The sequence below is a fragment of the Pseudomonas sp. FW305-25 genome (assembly GCF_017351415.1).
In the GTDB taxonomy this organism is placed as follows: Bacteria; Pseudomonadota; Gammaproteobacteria; order Pseudomonadales; family Pseudomonadaceae; genus Aquipseudomonas; species Aquipseudomonas chlororaphis.
The window spans coordinates 1-15369 of sequence record NZ_JACNDE010000066.1; the positions used below are offsets into that span (position 1 = coordinate 1).

At 56.0% G+C, this 15369-nt stretch carries 16 protein-coding genes and 1 pseudogene; 16 read left to right on the plus strand and 1 reads right to left on the minus strand.

Going from position 1 to position 15369, the window contains the following annotated elements; all coding sequences use genetic code 11:
* The 16 genes from J4E58_RS31310 to J4E58_RS31385 form a co-directional block, all read left to right on the plus strand.
* A partial coding sequence (locus J4E58_RS31310) for a hypothetical protein (RefSeq protein WP_207255364.1) occupies positions 1–1847 on the plus strand: 1847 nt, incomplete at its 5' end.
* Positions 1847–2098, plus strand: coding sequence for an acyl carrier protein (locus J4E58_RS31315; protein ID WP_087092681.1), 252 nt, complete (start codon positions 1847–1849; stop codon positions 2096–2098). The genes J4E58_RS31310 and J4E58_RS31315, both read left to right, overlap by 1 nt.
* 259 nt (positions 2099–2357) lie before the next feature.
* Positions 2358–4022 (plus strand): winged helix-turn-helix domain-containing protein, encoded by a 1665-nt coding sequence (locus J4E58_RS31320; protein ID WP_087092682.1) that lies wholly within the window; start codon positions 2358–2360, stop codon positions 4020–4022.
* The gene (locus J4E58_RS31325; RefSeq protein ID WP_087092683.1) at positions 4019–4507 is read left to right on the plus strand and encodes a transglycosylase SLT domain-containing protein; all 489 of its coding nucleotides are present in this window, start codon (positions 4019–4021) and stop codon (positions 4505–4507) included. The genes J4E58_RS31320 and J4E58_RS31325 overlap by 4 nt, the downstream gene beginning before the upstream one ends.
* A gap of 245 nt (positions 4508–4752) precedes the next feature.
* Positions 4753–4956 (plus strand): hypothetical protein, encoded by a 204-nt coding sequence (locus J4E58_RS31330; protein ID WP_087092684.1) that lies wholly within the window; start codon positions 4753–4755, stop codon positions 4954–4956.
* Between the two features lie 211 nt (positions 4957–5167).
* Entirely contained in the window at positions 5168–6331 is a 1164-nt protein-coding gene (locus J4E58_RS31335) for a PrgH/EprH family type III secretion apparatus protein (protein WP_172963085.1), read from the plus strand.
* A 14-nt stretch (positions 6332–6345) separates the two neighbouring features.
* Entirely contained in the window at positions 6346–6609 is a 264-nt protein-coding gene (locus tag J4E58_RS31340) for an EscF/YscF/HrpA family type III secretion system needle major subunit (protein WP_087092686.1), read from the plus strand.
* Between the two features lie 72 nt (positions 6610–6681).
* The gene (gene sctI, locus J4E58_RS31345; protein ID WP_172963083.1) at positions 6682–6990 is read left to right on the plus strand and encodes a type III secretion system inner rod subunit SctI; all 309 of its coding nucleotides are present in this window, start codon (positions 6682–6684) and stop codon (positions 6988–6990) included.
* Complete coding sequence (locus J4E58_RS31350) at positions 6987–7709, plus strand: EscJ/YscJ/HrcJ family type III secretion inner membrane ring protein (protein ID WP_087092687.1); 723 nt, start codon at positions 6987–6989, stop codon at positions 7707–7709. The genes sctI and J4E58_RS31350 overlap by 4 nt, the downstream gene beginning before the upstream one ends.
* Positions 7693–8265, plus strand: a complete 573-nt coding sequence (locus tag J4E58_RS31355; protein ID WP_087092688.1) for a hypothetical protein — start codon at positions 7693–7695, stop codon at positions 8263–8265. The genes J4E58_RS31350 and J4E58_RS31355 overlap by 17 nt, the downstream gene beginning before the upstream one ends.
* Positions 8237–8959 (plus strand): oxygen-regulated invasion protein OrgB, encoded by a 723-nt coding sequence (locus tag J4E58_RS31360; RefSeq protein WP_172963084.1) that lies wholly within the window; start codon positions 8237–8239, stop codon positions 8957–8959. Before J4E58_RS31355 ends, J4E58_RS31360 begins: the two co-directional genes overlap by 29 nt.
* Complete coding sequence (locus J4E58_RS31365) at positions 8946–9395, plus strand: hypothetical protein (protein WP_087092690.1); 450 nt, start codon at positions 8946–8948, stop codon at positions 9393–9395. Before J4E58_RS31360 ends, J4E58_RS31365 begins: the two co-directional genes overlap by 14 nt.
* An 86-nt stretch (positions 9396–9481) precedes the next feature.
* On the plus strand, positions 9482–10594 hold the full coding sequence (gene gspL, locus J4E58_RS31370) for a type II secretion system protein GspL (protein WP_256583248.1): 1113 nt from the start codon (positions 9482–9484) through the stop codon (positions 10592–10594).
* 16 nt (positions 10595–10610) lie between these two features.
* The gene (gspM, locus tag J4E58_RS31375; RefSeq protein ID WP_087092692.1) at positions 10611–11072 is read left to right on the plus strand and encodes a type II secretion system protein GspM; all 462 of its coding nucleotides are present in this window, start codon (positions 10611–10613) and stop codon (positions 11070–11072) included.
* Between the two features lie 584 nt (positions 11073–11656).
* The gene (locus J4E58_RS31380; RefSeq protein ID WP_143481933.1) at positions 11657–12676 is read left to right on the plus strand and encodes a hypothetical protein; all 1020 of its coding nucleotides are present in this window, start codon (positions 11657–11659) and stop codon (positions 12674–12676) included.
* 448 nt (positions 12677–13124) lie between these two features.
* Positions 13125–14132 carry a hypothetical protein gene (locus tag J4E58_RS31385; protein ID WP_087092694.1) on the plus strand — a complete coding sequence of 336 codons (1008 nt, stop codon included), beginning with the start codon at positions 13125–13127 and terminating at the stop codon, positions 14130–14132.
* 606 nt (positions 14133–14738) lie between these two features.
* Here the strand turns inward: J4E58_RS31385 and J4E58_RS31390 are convergent.
* Positions 14739–15346 (minus strand): annotated as a pseudogene (locus tag J4E58_RS31390) (transposase); the annotation flags it as partial.
* Between the last annotated feature and the right edge of the window lie 23 nt (positions 15347–15369).

A 15369-nucleotide genomic window follows, 5' to 3' on the forward strand; every position in this document is an offset into this window, starting at 1 on the left:
CAGCAGATGGCTCGACGGCACCAAAAGAACCAGCTGCAAGGGCGCGAAATGATGGCGGTGGTACCAGGCCTTTGGTTGGCGATATCACTCAAAAAGTCAAGATTGGAGAAACCGCGACCCAGCCGAGTAGCTCCTCCGGAGAGGGGAGGGCCTTGGAGAAGATGATTGACGCTTATCGGGAGCAAAACCGACTCAGCAATGGGCTAACCAACCGGCTCCTTGATTTATTGCAGGGGGTGCGTAACTCGAACCCAGACAATGTGATTACTGGTCTGTCCTCGAATGGAAGCGGGATCTTGCACATCGGAAGCAACCTGAGTCCAAGCCGTGTGAGTGATGCTCAGCTACAACAGGGCTCTATCAGCAAGATCGAACTTGATGATGAGTCGGCGGATAATCTGGATTCGCCTCGGTTCGAGACCTTGAAAGCGAGTGCCCGCATCCAGACTGATGATGCTCAGAAGCAAATCAATGTAAGTGCTAAGCCCCAGGCTGATCGGGCTAATCAGCTGCAACAGGGCTCTAACAACCCACTCGAGCTCGATAGTGCTAACAACCGGCGCGGTGTGAGTGTAGGGTCCTTGATTCGGTCGAGTATTGCTCCTCTTGAGGCGTCTTATGAGCAGGTTAAAGTTACTCTCCCCAAAAATGTCAATGCCATACCGGATACCAAGCCAGATTTGGTCGGGGCCACTCGCGAGCTGACGGGCTCCCTGAGTGGGTTGCTCGCTAATGTGCTTACTGGCGCCCAGACTAATGGCAGCCTGAACCGAAACGGCAATGTGAGGAGTGATGCCCAGGTTGACGGTGGTCCGAGCCAAACCAATGCGAGTACTAGCACCCTGCGTCCTGACGGCCAGCCGAATGGGCCGGGTCCAGGTGCAAACACTCTGCGCCTGGACTCCTTGGATGAGTTGCTCGCTCTCGCTGTGCCTGCTGGCGCTCTAGCTAATGGCAGCCTGAATCGAAACGGCAATGTGAGGAGTGATGTCCAGGTTGACGGTAATCCGAGCCACACCAATGCGAGGGCTTTGAATTCGGAGTTCGAGCGCAATGATGCTAACAACGAGCGCCGTGCGAGTGCCTCACCGGATACCACGCCAGATTTGGTCGGGGCCACTCGCGAGCTGACGGACTCCCTGAGTGGGTTGCTCGCTAATGTGCTTACTGGCGCCCAGACTAATGGCAACCTGAACCGAAACGGCAATGTGAGGAGTGATGCCCAGGTTGACGGTGGTCCGAGCCAAACCAATGCGAGTACTAGCACCCTGCGTCCTGACGTCCAGCCAAATGGGGCCGACCCAGACGCAAACACTCTGCGCCTGGACTCCCTGGATGAATTGCCCGCTCTCGCTAACGTGCCTACTGGCGCCCAGGCAAATGGCAATCTGAACCGAAACGACAATGCGGGCAATGACCCCCTGGCCAAAGTGCTTGGGTTGAAACCTCAGTTAATGCCTGAGCGAGCGCTGAGACATTTCTATCGTGACCCTGATGTACTGAGTGAGCATGAGGCATCTTTTTTCAAGCAGATTGCCAGTGGTATTCAAGGTAATAGTGCCGAAGCACTGGAACTGAAGAGGTACATCGCGAGCGGGCGCAACCCTTCTAAGTTGCCAGACAACTTCAGCAATGATGATGAGAGAGCCTTCGCGATCTATGGGCGCGCTAAAACGGAGTCGCTGGCATTCGGGAATCGTCTTGAGCGTCTGTTTGCAGAGTACGGAAGAATCAGTAGTAAGCCGAGCAATGGAGCAAAGGATGCTAATGGAGAAAAGAAAGCTATAGGGGATTTCACTCGCGCGGAGTACATCGAAAACAATCCGGTCACGCTGCGGAGCAAATAATGAAGCTTGAAATAGAAGCCATCATCATCGCGATTCTCGCCGACAAGCTCCTGGTCGACGTTGAAGTTATTACCCCAAAGGCTCGACTGGTGGGGGACCTGGGGGCGGATTCGTTGAATGTTCTGGATATCGCTCTGGATATCAACCAGGTGCTCGGGATTGAACTGCCGCCAGAGGGTTTGGCCTGCGTGCGCAAAGTGGAGGATCTGTATCTCCTGGTTCATCAGGAAATTGCCAGGGCGTCAGTCTGATCGCCCTCTTGAAGAAAGCGCGCGCTCATCAGGGTGCGCGTTCTTGTGCAACTGGATTCCCGAATACGCCGTGCGCGGCTGATGACTCGTGTAGGAAATTTCTCCGGGTAATGCGGACTGATCTGCAGATTCTTATAGATCGGTCGGGAATTTCATAAGGATTCTTTTCCCTATAGTTGAGTGCTCAGGCTGGGAGCGCGGGGGGCGCTTCGCCAATGTCACGGTATATCCATCGCCTTGGGGAGGGGCAAATCGCATTATGGAATGGGTCACTGATCAATCGTCGAACCGGTCGTATGCATTCGGCCAATGGGTATTGCAGGGTGATGGATTGCTCCTGCATGACGGTAACGGACTACATCTTCCACCCAAGGAGTTGCATGTACTGCGTCTGTTGTTGGGGGCGGCGGGTTCGCTGATTCCCAAGGACTGGCTGCTGGAACAGGTCTGGCCCAACTGCGATGTGGCCGAGGAGTCCCTGACCCGCTGCATTTATGCGTTGCGCAAGTTGCTGGGGCGCGAGAATGACTACATCAAGACGGTCTACGGCAAGGGCTATCGCTTTGTCGGGGAGGTCGTCGAACGGGCAGCCTTGTCATCCGCGCCTTCATCGGTGCCCTCGTTATTGGTCTTGCCGGTGCTGGTGCAGAATGATGATTGCGGCCTGGAAATGCAGTGCGAAATGATTCGCCGGTTGGCCGCAGCATTCGGTGAAAGCCTGTGTGTGATGCCGGCGGGGCTGACCGCTAACGCACGGGCCTCGGACGATTGCCTGTCGATAGTCGAGCGGATGATGCCTGACTATTACCTCAGTGTTCGTTGCATCGCCAGCGTGTGCTGTTGGGCGTTGTCGGTCGAATTGGTTCGTGGTCGCGATCATGCGCTGTTGCACAGTGAAACGCTGGTGGCGAGCGGTGACCGGGAAGAAGTGTTGCAGCGCCTGGTCTCCTTGGTAGCGCAACGCCTGCCGGGCTTGCGTCCGATGATAGCGCCATGCCGTTCCTATCCGCTGGCGCAGTCCTATCTCAACGGTTTGCTCGGGTTACAAACCTATACGGCAAAGAGTCTGGGCGAGGCGTTGCTCGAGTTTTTCCACTGCGTGCAACTGGACCCCAGTTATGCGCCACCCTGGTGTGGTCTGGCCGATACCTATCTGGCCATGGCCAATCTCGGGTTGATGGCGCGCTATAAGGCCTTGGCTCAAGCACGGCAGGTGCTGACTCAGGCGCTTGCCCTGGAGCCAGGCAATGCGCTGGCGACTGTGCGCCTGGCACTGTTGACCAGCCTGCAGGGCGCTCCAGAAGCGGCCGAGGCGTTGTTTCGTCCGGCGCTGATGGGCGGCGACCGTGCCAGCGCCCATTACCACTATGCCTGGCACCAATGGTGTTCGGGGCAGCCCGAGCAAGCGTTGCAGAGCATCGAGATATCCCTTGCCGAAGACCCAGCCTCGGTTGCTGCGCTGCTATTGCGCGCCCGCGTTGCCCTGGGGCTGGATCCGCGGCGTGGATTGGCGGCGATCCGCTCGGCCATCGATGTGCTTGGGACTGGACATGAGGGTATCGATGCCATGCATGCCTTGATTCTCGATGTCTGTGGCGATTCGATGGCGGCTCTGGGCGTGATCCGGCACGCGGGATTGTCGCAGGTGCGGAGGGGAGAAGTGGGGCTGGTGGTCTGTTATGTGCGCGCGGCATCCGACCCGGTCGAGGCCAGGCAGCACTATGAGCGCTGGCGTGCGGCTTCGAACTATCCGCCGTTGTGTCCCGTGCAACTGCCGGTGCTGCGTCGGCTCGAGGGGGACTTCTACGTTGCGCCTCTCTGGTCTGAGATGCGGCACAAGGCTTGCCCTTGGTTGCGTGCGCAGTTGGCCGATCCGCGCTTGCAAGGGTTGGCGGATCTGGCGCACGAGCGTCTGCAGGCATGAGCTGGAAGCTGTGGAGTGGCGTGCTGGTGGCACTGGCCTGGGTGGGAAGTGCCTCGGCGGGGTGCTGGGTCGAGGCCGGTAAGCGGCATTCGATCGAGCCCGAGTTGTTGTACGCCATCGCTCAGGTCGAGTCGCAGCTCGACTCGCGCGCGATCAATCACAACACTGATGGTTCGCGCGATATCGGTCTGATGCAAATCAATAGTGTGCATCTGCCTCGGTTACAGGCGCAGGGTATCACCGAGCAGCGTTTGCTCGATGAGCCTTGCCTGGCCATTGAAGTTGGCGCGTCGATACTCGCCCAATTCATCGACCGTTACGGCTACAACTGGACGGCCGTGGGGGCTTACAACGCCGGCAATTCTCCGGATCGACAAGCCTTGCGCCTACGCTATGCACGCAAGGTCTGGCAGCGTTATCAGGCATTACTGGCCGGCGATGCCAACAACCATCGGACCTTTGCGAACCCAAGGCCATCCATCTGAACTGGCGCCCGTCCCGGCCAGCACATTTGCCCCTTTGCACGTGCGCTGGGCCGGTCGGGCGGCGCAATTCAACAAACTGCTGCGACCACGGTCTTGCACACAATTGTGAATAAACCGGAATGCCTGCCGTCGGCGGGCGAGGTCCCCTTATGCCCCAAGAATGCCAAGACCGACCTCATCGCCAGGCAAACAGCTTAATCCCCCCATTAATCACACCGGCCGGAAGCGGCCGGTGAGGAATCCCCATGTCTGCAAAGAAACTCTTCAAGATCCTGGTCGGCCTACTGGTCTACCTCCTGATCACCCTGTTCTGGTTCTTCTGCGCCGTCCCCTGCATGTGGGAGCGCGGAACCGATGCCTCCGTCATTGTCGCTTTCGTTGGCTCGATGCTGTGGCTGGCCAGCACCGCCAGCGGAGCCATCTACATCATCCAGCGGGCCAGATCCTGAATGCCTCGAGACCAACAAACACAAGGCTGCAGAGGCAATTCTGGACAAGATCCTGCTGTCCTGTTCCAGTTCCGCCGTGGCCGGATTCTGATCGCTTGAGTGGGGCTTTCCCTAGGATTCGATCAGGATTGCCCGCCATCTACTCTCTATCATTATTGGCAAGTCGAGGCGCCAGACGCTTTTCATATTGATAGAGAGAGTGGTGAACAGCATGCAGGACTCCCCTGCAACGCATTGCGTATTGAGGGTGTTCAACGGCCCTTTGCAGGGTTGTGAATTTGTCCTGACGCAGCGGCGTAGTCTTTTTGTAGTCGGTTCCGAGGCGAAATTCTGCTCGATCGAGCATCCGCTGGCTGTTCCGGAGGATGCGATCTACATTCCGCTGGAGTGTGGAGGCTGCAACTTCGAGGTCCTGCTGGGTGATGGTTGTTCGGGGGGTGTCGTTCGTGTGTTGAGCAATGAAGGTGCGGTTGAGCGCCCCGTGCCATTTCAGTCGCTGGAGAGCGTGTGTGGGTTGTTGATTGCGCTGCGTCCGTTCGGTGAGGCGTGGCGGGATGAGTTGTTGGTGCCGACGCCAGTGGCGCCTGTGCATTCCGGGTCGGCTCGTGTGCCGGGTACCGCCCCTCAGCGAGTGGCTGTCGGGGCTGCATTGGTGTTGGTGGTCGGGTTGGCGGTGCTCGGCTGGTACGCTTCGCGCCCCAATCCTGTGTCGAGTGTGGAGGCGCTGATCGCTGGGGGTAACAACAGCATGGCCGTGGTCTATGGCCGCGATCGAACGGTTTACGTCTTCGCCGACTCCGAGCGCGATGCCGGGTGGGGGCGACAGGTGTTGGTGCGCAATGGGTACTTGGCGACCCAGGTGTTGACCACCTATGACGAGCGTGGACGGTTGGAGGATCTGGTTTCCAGTATGGCGCCGCAGCTTGCCTATCACCGCCTGGATCTTAGCGATCCCGTGGTTCCACGACTGTTGATCAGTCGCCAGCGTAGTCTGCTGACGCCCGAGTTGCAGCGTCGCCTGGAGAGTGCTTTGAGTGCGGCGGCGCCCTACGCCCAGGAAGTAAAGATCGTGCGTAGTAATGACGATGAACTCGTGCGTCTGGCCGAGCAGGGTTTGCAGCGCCTGGCCTTGCCCTTCACTCGGCACCGGCATGCCGACAGCGTGACCTTTACGGTCGAGGGTAGTCTTGAGGATGCTGAATTGCAGGCGCTGAGCGGCTTTGTCGCGGACTTTGGCAGGCAGTGGGGTGAGCGATACGTTCACTTTGCAATCGAGCTCAAAGATGACTGGCTCAAGGGCAAGTCGTTTCAATATGGCCCTCAGGGCTACATCAAGATGACTCCGTCATCCTGGTACTTTCCCAAGCCGCTTTGATAAAGAGGTAATTTATGCCTAGTAAAATTGTAAATCCCGTTGATTTTCATACCGACTTTCTGGGGCAGCAGGCAGCAGGCTTCGAGGTTGGTGCTACCGATCTCAAGACCAAGCTCGATGCCGCTCTGGCAGCTCTGCATGCTGATCCATCGGATCCGGGGCTGCTGGCGTCCTATCAGGCTGCATTCTCTTCCTACAACGTTTTTCGCAACGTTGCGACCAATACCGTCAAGGGCTTCAAGGAGATCGATACGGCGATTGTTTCTGCCGCACGTTAAGTTTTGTTGTGTTTCCTCTTGGCTGGCAGGTGTTCCAGTGCGCCTGTCAGCACTTTTTTTGTGAGTGTCCCTATGTCCGTTTCTTCTTTGGCTTCAGTGAGTGTGAATTCGACTCGGATGGCCGAGCTGGCGCGCCCCGAATCTGGCTCGGTGGTTTCCCTGGAAGGTCGTTTGATCCAAAGTTTCGCCAGTTCCGCCGTGGGTACCGAGCGTGATCACGCCAGGATCAATGCCATGCTCAAGCATCCGGATATCACCAATCCAGAAGTCCTGAGTGAGCTGCAGTTGCTCACTGCGCAGTACAACATCGATGTCTCGTTGCTCAATGTCCTGGTCCGTAAAGGGGTGACTACGGCCGAAACCTTGTTGCGTTCGTCATGAAGTTATATGGCTGTCTTGTACTGCTTTGTCTGATGTTGGTCGGCTGCCGCCAACCGAGTCTGCTGGAAGGGCTTGATCAGCAGCAGGTCAACGAAGTGGTTTCGGTGTTGCAGCGCAATAACATCGGCGCGACCAAGGTGGATAACGGCAAGGCCGGATACTCGGTGCATATCGCGCAAGCGGATTTCACGGCAGCGGTCGACCTGTTGGCCTTGTACTCGCTCCCTTCCAAGCCGCGTGTTGAAATTGCCCAGATGTTTCCTGCCGATTCACTGGTGGCGTCACCGCGAGCCGAAAAGGCGCGTTTGTACAGTGCGCTGGAGCAGCGCCTGGAGCAGTCGTTGAACACCCTGGTGGGGGTGGTCTCGGCACGGGTGCATGTGAGTTATGACCTGGAATCCGGAGAAAGTGGTCGCAAGCCTGCGCCCATCCATCTCTCGGCGTTGGTGGTGTATGAGCGTGACGGCGAGCCGCAACTGCTGGTCAACGATATCAAGCGCTTCCTCAAGAACAGTTTTTCGGCCGTGGACTATGACCACATCTCCGTGGTCTTGTCCAAGCGTGCTCCGATTCAGCATGCGGCCCCCTCCCTGGAGCCCCGTGGTCATGACTTTACCTGGCTCTATGGCGTTTTCATTTTAGGCATTCTGGCTGCGGTGGCGTACTCGGTCATGCTGTATCGCCAGGCGAAAGAGATCGAACATGCTCCGCGCAATTGAAGCAATGCGTGCCATCCTGCATCAGCCACTGGACTACCTGCATCCGCATCGGGGTGGGGTGCCAGCGTTGTTCGAGGCGCCGGCGGTGCGAGCGGTGCTCAATCAATCGTTGCTGCGAGGGTTGGGGCTCGGTTGTCCCGATCTGCAGCATCTCAAGCGCAATCCGTGGACTGATCTGTGGGTCGCGCATTGGCGGCATTTGCCAGTGGTTGCCCGTCTCATGGGGGCGCACCTAATGTGGCCGCAGCTGGCTCGCGGGGCACGGATGCGTGAACTCGATGCGCCGGCAAGGGCGTTCGCCCGTATCGATTTGGGCAGTCGGCCAGCGTTCGCGGTCAGCGAAGCAGATGGGCTTGAGCAGTCACTCAGTGCTCTCGGGCTCGGTGCTCTGGCGGCCTGGCATCAGCACATCCCGGAGGCGCTCATGCAGCGTTTGTTTCTGCAGTTCTCGCCACGAGTGGTCGAGTTGCAGCAGAACTTGCCGGCGCAAGCACCGAATTCGTCACTTTTTATCCTGGCGGTACAGCATGCTCGAATCCATCAGAACCCTTGTTGATACTCCATCGGCGGATGCCCTCCTGGTGCGGCATGAGGAGCGGGCGACGGCACGAAATTGCCGGTTGTTGATGCAGCAGGCTCGCGAGCGGGCCAAGTCCTGTATGGCAGAAGCACAGCAAGAGGCCGACCTTATTCGGGCGAACGCCTTTCAGGACGGTTATTCCCAGGGAGTGCTGCAGGCTGCTGGTGATCTGGGCGGGCTTTTGTTGCAGTCACGGGTTCTGGCGACCACCTTGCAGACCGAACTGATACAGGCCGCCCGGTCAGTGCTGGGTGATCTGCTGGTGGATGAGCAACTGCTCGATGCACTACTGCAGCGCTGGCAGGGTGGATGGGCAGGACAAGGCCGGGGGGCGCTGCAGATTATCCTGCCGCTGCGCTGCAAGCCCGGACAGGCGACGCTGAAAGCTACCTTGAAGGGCATGGGGGTCGAGCAGGTGGATATCAGTTTCCATGCACAGGAGCGTTACCTGTTCCGTTTGGCTGATCAGGTGGTCGAGCTCGACATTGGTGCCACCCAGGAGCGCCTGTCGCCACGTCTGATTGCCCAGCTCAAGCAGTTGCCGGAGAGCGTTCGCCAGCTCGATCAGGCGTCTAGGGATTTTTTTGTCGACTGGGCTGCCAGCCTGAACAAGGAGGGCGATAGCCCTAATTATTTTCCTGAATCGGATAACCGTGATGAACATAGATAACCACTCGGTCGCAGGTTCCGGCCAGGCCTCAAAGCAGGGTGCCGAGACAAGTGTGCCACTGGACCAGCGCATGGGGCTTCAGGGCGCAGGGGCCAATAGCAGCTCGGATCCTGAGTTTGCTCAGTTCTACGACACGCTCATGAAGTGGGTGGCAGGGTCTGCAACACTCCCACCGGGCAGTGTTCAGCAGTACTTGAAGCAATACGCCAATGCAGGTGGCGAGCTGCCCTACGGAACGACCCAGAAGCAGATGGATGTGCTGACGCAGGTGATGGTGCGGATGAAAGAGCAGGGGCTGGAGGGCAGCGCAGCTTATAAAGAGATAAAAGTCGCGTTGGTCTCGGTGTCGTCGGTCAACATGTTTGTCAAGGAATTCATGATGGGCGTGTTCAAGCCTTCCGAGGATGAAGATGATCGCGCAAACATCAGTTGGTAATTGCACTGCGCATCCTCCGGCAGCGATATGCACATAACCAAGGATAACGGTAACCCACGGGTGGTTTCTGCCGATGGGGCAGTGGAGTGAAGATACGTTCCTGGCTTTATGTTTTACCCGCCCAGGTGCCCTTGCCATGGAGCGAGCGGCCGATATTGCAGGGTTCCGAGCAGGGGGTAAGGCTTACGACCCTGGCCCAGCTGGCTACGCAAACACTCAATCCGAGGCAGTTGGTCATTCTGCCCGTGGAGTGGGCGCTTTGGTGTCGTGGCGAGGCTTATGCAGGTCGAGGTGGGCTCGGTCCGGCCAGCCAGCGTGATGCCCAGGAGGGGGATTTGGCCAGTGACCCGGACTCCCGGTATCTGGTCTTCGCCTCCTTGGACAAGCGGCGCTGCGCCAGTGCCTGGGTGCTCGACCGCGGGCGCTTTAGTGAGTTCCAGCAAGCCTTGCATCAAGCAGGTGTTGACGTTGAGCGGATGGTGGTCGATGCGGATTTGTTGTCACCGGATTCGCCTGAGGCGTTGTGGCTGGCCGGGCGCTGGTTGGTGGGCGGCAGTCTGGATGTGCGTCTGGCGGTGGATGAGAGCCAGCGGCTGGACTGTGCTGCTCGCATGGGCCCTGGGCTGGTCTGGCATATTCCTGGGCCGGATCTTGCGTTGCACGATGCGCGGGTCCTGCAGGTGTTGGTCGAGCGTGCGGCATGGGCTACAGACCTGCTCCAGGGCAACTTTCGTCCCCGTCGTTCGCGTCTGCCTCGGCTTGGCTTGGCGGGCTTGACGCTGCTTCTCGGGTTCATGCCTACAGGCTTTGACCTGTACCGTGCGCACCAGCTGGAACAGGCGGCACGGCGGCTCGACAGCGCGAGCGTGGCGGTCTATGCCCAGCGCAGCGCGGACCAGGCATCGCTGGCGATGCTCGGCGCCAGGCTCAACGCTATTCAGGTTGCTGACCCCCTCCAGCAGGAGCGTGCTGCCAAGGGTTTGCAGCAACTTTATGCAACGGCGGTTGAGGATCGACTGGCGCAGGTTTTGAGTCTGGAATACGGCCAGGGGAAATGGGCGCTTGAAGTACAGCTCAAGTCCTTTGACGACATGGATGAGCTGCAGCGTCGCTGGCAAACCCTGGGATTTCGGGCTGAAGTCGCCAGTGCGCGCAAGAGCGAGCGGGGCGTGCGGGTTCAATTCAATTTAACGGGGTAATCAGTCATTGGCCAAGATGCTTGCTGCCTGGCGCCGAGCCAAAGCGGCGTGTACCACGTTCGACCGAAACGATCGTCGTGCACTGATGGTGCTGGGTGGAGTCGCTGTCCTTGGTCTGATCCACCTGGGTGTGAGTACGCCCATATTGGCCCGATTGGCCGCGGCCGAAGTGCGTTTTGAACAGGCCCATCAACTCAATCGCGGACTGACCTGGAGCCCGAGCTACGCCTGGGCATCTAGCTCGACATTGAGTGCTGACCGGCTGCGCCAGGAGCTCAGTCAGGACCCTGCCTTGGCAGGTATCGAGTTGCTCAACCTATCTGCTGATGGTCTGGGTACGCAAAGCCAGTTCAGCGGCCCTGCCGGGCCCCTGCTGAACTGGTTGGCGTCGCTGGAAGCGCAGGGTGTGCATTTGACGCGGTTACATTTAAAAGCGGCTGCCGACGACAAGCTGCAGGCAACTGTGCATTGGCAGTGAAGAGCCAGGTTACTGGTAATAACCCAGAAAGAGTGGGTTGCGCAGATGGCTGTTTTAAGCATTATTTGAAACTTGTAGTTTTGTATTGCATGAGCGAAAGCTGCAAGCAAGTTGGTTCTGCCCGACGCAAGCTGTTTTTAATCTGTACGAAAGAGTATGTCTATGCAGTTGTCCCGATTAACGCCGGTCTATTCAAAGTGTCGTCCGAAAGGTCAGGAGCCTGCGGCGTGTTTGCTTAATCTTCATCTGGAAGGAGGCAAACCGACAGCGGCTTCGCTCCATCGCCTCACGCAAGCACCCATTGAGCCTCGGGCCGTTGAGCGCCTGTTGCCTCTGTATGTACGGGGCGATTCTCAGGCTGACCTCTATAGGTTATTTATCTGGATCAATGTTGCCTCGAAGGACCTCGCAGCCGAGGTCTACCATGAGTTGCCTGCTTACTGGATGCCACGTTGGCGACGCGATGGCTCCTTGATGAGCCCTATGAATGCTGTGCTCCTGAGGGGATGATTCATTTGTTCGGTTGGCGGGAGAGAGCTGGTCATGTGTTGTGATTTTTTGAATTACGCACCCAGTGCAAGTGATTGCTGGACAACAATCGTCGATATCTTGGAACTATTTGCATTGTTATGAAATTAAATTTTTTTTCAACCCGAATTCACCAAGCCAGCGACTCGCTGAGTGTGGCGCTGTTAAAAAAAGCAGACAACCATAGTTTCTCAAGGGAAACTTCTGAAAAGCTCATATGTGTTGCCAGTCGAGATATCAAGCTGTCAAGTGCCGTTGGGGAGAGCGTATTTTTAAATAAGGCGCCTGCCGAGGGTGCGGTTATCGATAAAGAAGCTATAAATAAGTTGCGCATAGTGCTGACTGATTGCCTAATAAATGTAAATAATGAAGATGCTAGAAGACAATTTAATGCCTGGTTGGCCAACTGTGCGAAGGCGCTTCCCGTCGAATGGGATCAGGGCTCGGGGGCGAGGGAGCAACAGTGTATAAGAAATAAAGAGGGTATCGATCGACTTCACCAATTACGGAATGATTACGGCGAGCCAGTTTTTTTGGCGAAAGGTAGTAATGGGCATGTGTTGAAACTCGGAGATTATGTGATCAAGCGGTTTAAGCAGTTCAATGAGGGGGCTGTTCTGCATGAGTTGAGTATGTGCAATAGCTATAATGCATCAGTTGGTGGGGGGCGGGACTCGGCCTATTTAGTGAAGAAAGAACTGCTGATGCCGTATGTCGAGGGTAGAGTGCCGACCATGAACGAAGTCATTGAAGGGGTTAAATCGCTTTACGAGCAGGGTTATATGATGGGGGATCCGTGTCCGCGTAACTTTAGAGTAACCAGCGAAGGGATTGTGCCTATCGACTTTGGACAGATGTTCAATGTCGATGAGTACGAGTCCCTTGATGAACGTATCAAGTTTTCTATTGTTCATGATTATATGAAGGGTGGGTCTGGCTATGTTCGAGACGGGATAAGGGCTGAGTACAATAAAGTACTAATGGCGATGGATCAGTCTCTGGGGAGAAGTAGTCCAAGTCGTTTGGCAACTACTTTAGAGCTAAAGGCTTTGGGTTATTTTGGCAATAGATTCTGAATTTCGAGTCGGGTCTCGCGCAAGGCTCGGTTACCCTCTAGTCGCTGTCCGCCAATAAGCCTTGTGGGATTAAGGCGTCGCCCATCTATGTGGTAGTGCTTTTCTACTTCGGCGAACTTGTGCGGTGTGTATCCCGCCTCCTATGCACACTTCTAGGTTGTGCACCGCGGTACTGTAACTGGCGTGCTTCCCGTCAGATACCCGCGATCACTTTCCGCAGATGCAGCGGTAATAACTGCATGCAGCTGATTGTGCAGTTAAGCAAGTTCGCCTGTTTTTCAGGCTGCCTGCCTATTTGATCCAGCATTCTGGGTGGGGATCAAATAAATTGACTCGGTAGTAGAAATGGTCTCGACATTGGTGTCGGAATACTCCCTGTTTGATTAGAAAAGCCAGGCTGGCGTCGACTGGTTTTGTGGTGAGCGGTATATGAAAGTTTCTACTCTTTATGTCGATTAGTTTTTTAGGTGCAGTGTTTTGTACTGCTTGTACTTTAATGTTTCTCATGCAGAGAAGGAAAAGAAGAATGTCGATAACGCCGAATATGTCTTTTTTACATGCGGATACTTCTGCGCGATATCAATCTCCAGTCACTCGCACTGAGCCAGGTGGCAAGCCTGTAGCGTGCTCTGTTGTTACTTCTGCTGAGGATGCAAGGCTTGCTGAGCGTCAAGAGCAGCCACAGGGGAGCGGTCTGCTCTCGCGTATATCTGCTCAAATCGCTCGACCATTTGTTGCGTTGCAGGAGTGGATTGGCAGTCTGTTGGGGCAGAGGGTGGGGGATAAATCGGCCGATACGGCTTCAGTCCAAGTTCAGGTGCCTTCGCAGTCTCCCGAGGACATCATGCAGGTGATGGGGAGGAAGGCCTTGGAAGAGGCGCCAGGTGGATTAGCCAAGGCTACTCAATTTGCAGGTCTCACTGCACAGCAGGTGTCTGAGCGACATCAGGAGTTTGCCACTAATAATGGACCCCTCCGTGCTGTGGCTACAGCGCTGATCGCCGTTCAGACACATTCACAGAGCGAGAGTAATCGCCGTGAGGCGAAAGAATTACTGAGGTGGAATATTGAAGGGATTGCCTTTCAGCAGTGGGCTACTACTGGTCGGGAGGCTAGCAAATTTGTGAGTGAGACCCCTGCCAGTCAGTTGGGGGGGGTAGCAAAAGAGCTTGACAATCTCTCCAAAAAAATCAGTCGACTGCAGCAGGCGGTGGATCGGGAGCTGAAGGGGGAGCTTGTCCACGATCAATCTGTCAGCACTTTGGTTGGTTCTGCACCTGAAATTACTTATGCAACTCTTGAATTTCCTAAACCAGCAGAGCGCCCGTTTCGTGGTGCGGAGTCTCGGGAAGAAAGTATCTATGAAGAAGTTCGTTTTCAGGGTGGGCAAGCGATTCTTGGAGGGGGACCTATCTATCAAAACCTTGTTGAACTTCAAAGAGAAAAAACCAAATGATTCAGCTTTAGTGATAGGGTCATAAAGGAGGGCCTTCAGCTTTTTCGGCCTTAAGGTGATGTAAATTTGGCTACCCTGATTGGATAATGTTCGGTCTATCGAGCGATCTCGATACCTGTTATCTGGAGAGGGCTGGAGAGCGTCAAATCCTTTGATGTTGATACTTTCGGTGCATAAATAAGGAGTGGGCAGGGTCTTGAGCGGGTATTCCCCGTTCTTGGCCCATGCCTTTCATTGAGTCGTATGGGTTGAGGCAATTAAGCAGTATGACAGGAATGTTATTACAGCCCTCGATAGCTATTTTTATCATTGAAACTGTGGTGGTCCAAGCAAGGCTACCTGCTGCGGTGATGTTGTTTATTAGGTTGTGAAAGCAGTGCGTGTCTGATCTGGAGTTACTGCATTAATATTTTTCTATTCGGCGATCGGAATGATTCTTCAGTATCAAGTGTAGTAGTCAACTAATCCCGGACACAGCGATAAGTTTTTTCTCGGCTTGAGCTGGCGCCAGCCCAGCGTTGAGTCGGTGGGGGACAAATCCAGTTGTACCGATGCGTCGGGTAATTGCTGATATCTCGGTACGCTTCTTGAGTCGTCATGTAGCCCGCGGTCGACCGTCGCTTGTTTGCAGGCATGTGATCCGGGTTGTTTACTGACTAATACCGGTTCCTGCATCAGGTCGCGCACCTTGAACCGCCCGATTTGCTTGTCGTCGTCCTGCATCATCGACACGATGCTGTGGCGCCGGTAGTGCGTCGACTTTGCGTGAGCAGCTCGTTCCTGCAACCGTGCAGTCTCAGCCGCTCAACGTCCGGAGCTCGGCGTCTGAGGCGGTGGGCGTAGTAACACGAGCGAATGATGTCAAAGAAGTAGACCGGCTATCGGGCACTTAACTGATCAATCAGCGTGTGCGCTCGTGCTTTCCGGCATCAAGAGCGTGGTAGATTTTTTAAAATGGAGTTCTCCTGCTCAAGGTGGGCGATTCGAGCTTCCAATTCCTGGATTTTCTGCTGCTCGGGCGTCAGCGCTGTGTTCTGCGGAGTAACACCATTGCGCTCCTGCTGGAGTTTGTTAGTCCAGTGATGCACTGTGGGCTCGACAACCCCAAGTGAGTCGCTGATTTCGATATGGCTATAGCCTTGATCGAGCACGAGGTCTGCGACCTTGCGTTTGAAATCAGCGGAATAGGAACGACGTTGCTGGTCATCAGACACCTCTATCTGGCGAGCATTCTTGT